This window comes from bacterium (genome assembly GCA_035527515.1).
GTDB lineage: Bacteria > B130-G9 > B130-G9 > B130-G9 > B130-G9 > B130-G9.
Window position 1 is genome coordinate 1 of record DATLAJ010000012.1, and the last position, 4138, is coordinate 4138.

The following is a 4138-nucleotide window of genomic DNA, read 5'->3' on the forward strand; positions in this document are numbered from 1 at the left end:
CGCCATAGGGGCGAGGATTGGATGGTTGTCCGGATTCCCCGCGTTTCACACGGGGCTACTCACGTTGCTCCCTTTCAGGGAGCGCTTCATCGCCCCCAAACCGCTCAGATTCACAGCAAAAGGGATGCCTCAAGTGTCCCCATGCTACTTCAGCGCTTCCTTGGCGGCGTAGAAGTCGCGGGAGAATGAGAGCGAGTTGAAGACATCTGGGTCGATGAGGGGCTTCTCATGGACGATGCTGGGCCCGAACTCGGAGGTGCAGCGGTGGTCCGTGCCAACGAAGAGCCTGGAGGGTGTGTAGCAGAATATCACTGCCCCAACGTCATTTTGTGCCGAAGTAGAAGTTTGCGCTCCTTCCATCGTCAGCGGGGGGCATAACGGGGGTAGCACAAGGTGTGAACTTAGGGGATCGGACCACCGCCCAAGTCCCCGCGGTCCTGAGGGAGTCGGAGAGGCTGTGGATTTGACTCGAACAATGAGAGATAATCATGGCGTTCAGCAACGCTCAAGAGCTGACGGCCTTGTGCCGCAATCTGGCCGGCAGATCGGTTCTTAGTTGTGGAAATGACATATTTGATCGGATACTCAAGAAGAACGAGAAGGAGAGCGAGGTCGAGCAGGTGTGGTGAGGCGTAAACACGAGACCAATGCTGTTCCGAGGGAAGGCCGGCTGGGACCGCAGACTGCTGAATCTTTATTCAGCCGGTGTTTATGTAGGGCGTGCCACGCGCTCTGCTGTGTCCTATCGAAGGGTCTTTTCAGAGCCGAGGTTGCTGGCGTAGAGAACCTTCCGGCTAGGGGAAGGGTGATCCTTGCCTCGAATCACAGGAGCTACGCCGACCCTCCTCTTCTTGTTGGGTCAATGGTCTTTAGGCCCGTCCATTTCGCGGCGAAGGCGGAGCTTTTCAGAAGTCGTTTCTTTGGCTGGCTGATTCGGAACTTGAATGCCTTCCCTGTAAGGCGCTGGGGCGCCGACAGAGAGATGCTCAGGCGGGCGCTGGCAGTTCTTGAGGCAGACGGAGCGCTACTTATGTTTCCGGAAGGCACGAGGAGCAAGACCAACGAGCTGCTGCCGCCGATGTCGGGTATTGGGCTCATCGCCGAGAGAAGCCAAGCGCCGGTTGTCCCGATATACATCCACAACAGTTGGCGCATTTTGCCGCCGGGCTCGTCGATGATAAGGCCTTACAAGCTTTACGTATGTTTTGGGAAACCAATCCCGCCGCCTAATTGTCCAGAGGGGAAGGCGCGCTCTCAGCTTCACGCGGAGTTCGCCGAGCGCGTTATGGCTGAGATTAAGTGCTTGCGGGCAGACCTTTTAAGAAGACTTGGGCAGAACAAAGAGCGCCTTCAGGACGGGGCGATGTCATGAGAGACGTGCCTGACGGGATTCGGCGAACCCCCATCGAGGGTGGCCGGTTCGACATATTCTGCGTGGAGGATGCGGGGTTTTGCTTTGGCGTGGAGCGAGCGGTCAGGCTGGCCAAGGATGCCGCCGCCCGGTTCGGGAAGGTATTCTCGCTAGGCCCGCTTATTCATAACAGAGACGTAGTTGAGGCGCTCCGTTCAGAGGGCATCCATGTTGCCGAGACCCTCGACGAGGTGAATGGAGAGGTCATCATCGCGCGCTCGCACGGTCTCCCGCCAGAGCTCGCTGAGGGTGCCAAGCGCCGGGGCATGAATATAATTGATGGGACTTGCCCATTTGTCAAAAAAGCTCAAGAAAATGCTGCTTTATTGCGCACAGAGGGTTATCACATAGTAATCGTCGGGAACGCCAAGCATCCGGAAGTCAAGGCCCTGCTTGGATTCTCCGGCGAAAACTCACAGGTTGTAGGCAGCGATTCTCAGATCAAGCTTCCCGACGGCGTCCAGAAAGTGGGTGTGATCGCACAGACAACCGAACAAATAAAGGTCTTCTCGCGGGTCGTTGCCACCGTTGCCGCCGAAGCCAAAGTGGTCCGCGTGTTCAACACGGTTTGTGACGCGGTGCTGTCGCGGCGGGCTAACACCCTCAAGCTCGCCGAGCTCTGCAATGTAGTAATCGTAGTTGGCGGCAGACACAGCGCAAACACAAAGCAGCTGGCAGCGGTTTCTCGGCATCATGGAACCAAGACGCACCACATAGAGCGACCTGAAGAGATCGAGGCGGCGTGGTTCCACGGCAAGAAGAGCGTCGGCGTTACGGTCGGCGCCTCAACCCCGGTTTGGATTACCTCGTCCGTGGTTGAGCGGCTCAAAGAGCTCTCGCTACGGGTTGAATCTGAGGGCAAGCATCGGCGATAGGCTGTAAGCTCACGGTTCGGGCCTAGTGATTAGTAAGCCTGTTGGCCGATCGGCCGGCACCTTTTTTGTCTAACGTTATTGGGCAAGCAGTCGTCAGTTGAGGAGCTGGTCCCCAGTTTTTAGCGGCTGCGATGCATTCTCTCCCATTGGCATTTGCTTTGCGCTGGTGTCAGGCGGAAAAATCTTCCCGATCTTTGGAGATGATCGGCTATTCTGACCGCACTCCCTTCTGACCTATAACGGCCGCCAAGCGGCACTCCCAGCCCCGTCAGCTCGATTGTTGCTCAAGTTGGCACGCTGTCTGCTTGAACAAAGGGGTGCCATGAACTGGAGTAATTGGCTAATTGAGATTGAATGTTTTGGATTTAACCTCTTGGTGGGCGAATGAGCATGAAGTGCAAGGTGCTTGAGGACCGGAGAGGACTATTGGGTCGGAAGAATTTTCCTTTGCATTGTTGGAGAGAGCTATGGAGATAGCAGACAATCCTATTCTCAACATTCTGGGCCGAGCTCTGGACGTTTCCTCAAGGCGGGCAAGCCTCGTAGCGAGCAATGTGGCCAACGTTGACACGCCCGGCTACAAGGCCAGGACCTTCGATTTTGGCGCGGCCTTGGCAGCATGTTCCGAGAGGTGTGCCGAGATGCAGCCAGTGCAAACCGATCCCAGGCACATGTCCCAAGGCGCGGGCAGAGAGCTTCCGATCGACGTTCAGGAGACTGACGCGCCTTGCCGACTGGATGGCAACAGCGTGAATATCGAGCAGGAGATGGCGGACCTGCTCCAATCAGAGCTGATGTTCTCAGTGTCATCCAAGCTGGTAGCCAAGAAGATCGAGATGCTTAAGACCGCAATTTCATAAGGGGAAGACGCAATGAGTTTCTTTGACATTCTGAACATCGGTAGCTCCGGGCTGGCGGCTCAGCGAATTAGGCAGGAGGTGATCTCCTCGAACATCGCGAACGCCTCGACCACTCGGACGCCGGAGGGTGGGCCTTACGTGCGGAAGGACGTTATCTTCAGGACGGCAAACGTAACGTCGGAGTTCGGAGAGATGCTCTCCTCGCTCACAGACGACGGTCTTCGCGGCGTGAAGGTGGCCGAGATACGTCAGGATGACCGGCCGCCTGAGAGGCGCTTTGAGCCGAATCATCCTGACGCCGATACAGACGGTTACGTTAGCTATCCCAACATCAACATCATAGCTGAGATGGTCAACATGGTTGAGGCAACGAGGTCCTACGAGGCGAACTTGGCGGTGATGAACGCTACGAAGTTGATGGCGCTGCGCGCGATAGACCTGGGCACATAAGAAAGGAGCTAGCTGATGATTGACATGAAGGTACAGCCTTTCGGGCCAAATGCCATTGACGGGGATGGGAACGGCAAACAGAAGCAGCCAGGCCGGACAGGAAAGAGCAGCTTCGGCGATTTTCTCAAAGAATCGATCGAGGAGGTCAACAAGCTTCAGAATGAGGCCGACACCTCGATGACGGATTTTGCGACGGGGAAGACGAAGGACATTCAGAACGTGATGATGTCGGTACAGAAGGCCGATTTGAGTTTTAGGTTGATGCAGAAGATTCGCAACAAGTTGGTTGATGCGTATCAAGAGATAATGCGAATGGGAGCTTGAGGTTATTTAATCAAGTAACGGGGATGAATTGATGGCGGAGCGGAGTCCAGGGATGGAAATGAAGCCGGTGGCCGAGAAGGGGGGCGCCGTATCTGAGGGTAGTAAACGTGGTTCTATTGGCCAGCTGCAAGTCATGCTGTCGAATCTGTCATTGTGGCAGAAGGCGAGCTTGGGTGGTGTCGCGGCGGCAATAGTTATAGGTATCATCTTGCTAGTGT

7 protein-coding genes are annotated in these 4138 nt (G+C 55.8%); 6 read left to right on the forward strand and 1 reads right to left on the reverse strand.

The genetic code is table 11. The features are described from left to right. Nucleotides 1-144: 144 nt before the first annotated feature. Nucleotides 145-312: a hypothetical protein gene (locus VM163_00545; protein HUT02366.1), complete on the reverse strand. Its 168-nt coding sequence runs from the start codon at nucleotides 310-312 to the stop codon at nucleotides 145-147. 176 nt (nucleotides 313-488) lie between these two features. Here VM163_00545 and VM163_00550 point away from each other — a divergent pair, with 176 nt between their 5' ends. From VM163_00550 to fliE, 6 genes are all read left to right on the forward strand, one after another. Then, complete coding sequence (locus VM163_00550) at nucleotides 489-629, forward strand: hypothetical protein (GenBank protein ID HUT02367.1); 141 nt, start codon at nucleotides 489-491, stop codon at nucleotides 627-629. Then, nucleotides 626-1372, forward strand: a complete 747-nt coding sequence (locus VM163_00555) for a lysophospholipid acyltransferase family protein (GenBank protein HUT02368.1) — start codon at nucleotides 626-628, stop codon at nucleotides 1370-1372. The genes VM163_00550 and VM163_00555 overlap by 4 nt, the downstream gene beginning before the upstream one ends. Further along, nucleotides 1369-2286 carry a 4-hydroxy-3-methylbut-2-enyl diphosphate reductase gene (gene ispH, locus VM163_00560; protein ID HUT02369.1) on the forward strand — a complete coding sequence of 306 codons (918 nt, stop codon included), beginning with the start codon at nucleotides 1369-1371 and terminating at the stop codon, nucleotides 2284-2286. The genes VM163_00555 and ispH overlap by 4 nt, the downstream gene beginning before the upstream one ends. Before the next feature lie 467 nt (nucleotides 2287-2753). Further along, entirely contained in the window at nucleotides 2754-3146 is a 393-nt protein-coding gene (flgB, locus tag VM163_00565) for a flagellar basal body rod protein FlgB (GenBank protein HUT02370.1), read from the forward strand. 12 nt (nucleotides 3147-3158) lie between these two features. Further along, the gene (gene flgC / locus VM163_00570) at nucleotides 3159-3596 is read left to right on the forward strand and encodes a flagellar basal body rod protein FlgC (protein ID HUT02371.1); all 438 of its coding nucleotides are present in this window, start codon (nucleotides 3159-3161) and stop codon (nucleotides 3594-3596) included. Between the two features lie 15 nt (nucleotides 3597-3611). Beyond that, nucleotides 3612-3920 carry a flagellar hook-basal body complex protein FliE gene (gene fliE, locus VM163_00575; GenBank protein HUT02372.1) on the forward strand — a complete coding sequence of 103 codons (309 nt, stop codon included), beginning with the start codon at nucleotides 3612-3614 and terminating at the stop codon, nucleotides 3918-3920. The last annotated feature ends 218 nt before the right edge of the window (nucleotides 3921-4138 follow it).

Bases quoted from the DNA above. Each gene is read 5' to 3' on its own strand.
- VM163_00550 (HUT02367.1), top strand. From the start codon at position 489: ATGGCGTTCAGCAACGCTCAAGAGCTGACGGCCTTGTGCCGCAATCTG.
- fliE (HUT02372.1), top strand. From the start codon at position 3,612: ATGATTGACATGAAGGTACAGCCTTTCGGGCCAAATGCCATTGACGGG.
- flgC (HUT02371.1), top strand. From the start codon at position 3,159: ATGAGTTTCTTTGACATTCTGAACATCGGTAGCTCCGGGCTGGCGGCT.
- flgB (HUT02370.1), top strand. From the start codon at position 2,754: ATGGAGATAGCAGACAATCCTATTCTCAACATTCTGGGCCGAGCTCTG.
- ispH (HUT02369.1), top strand. From the start codon at position 1,369: ATGAGAGACGTGCCTGACGGGATTCGGCGAACCCCCATCGAGGGTGGC.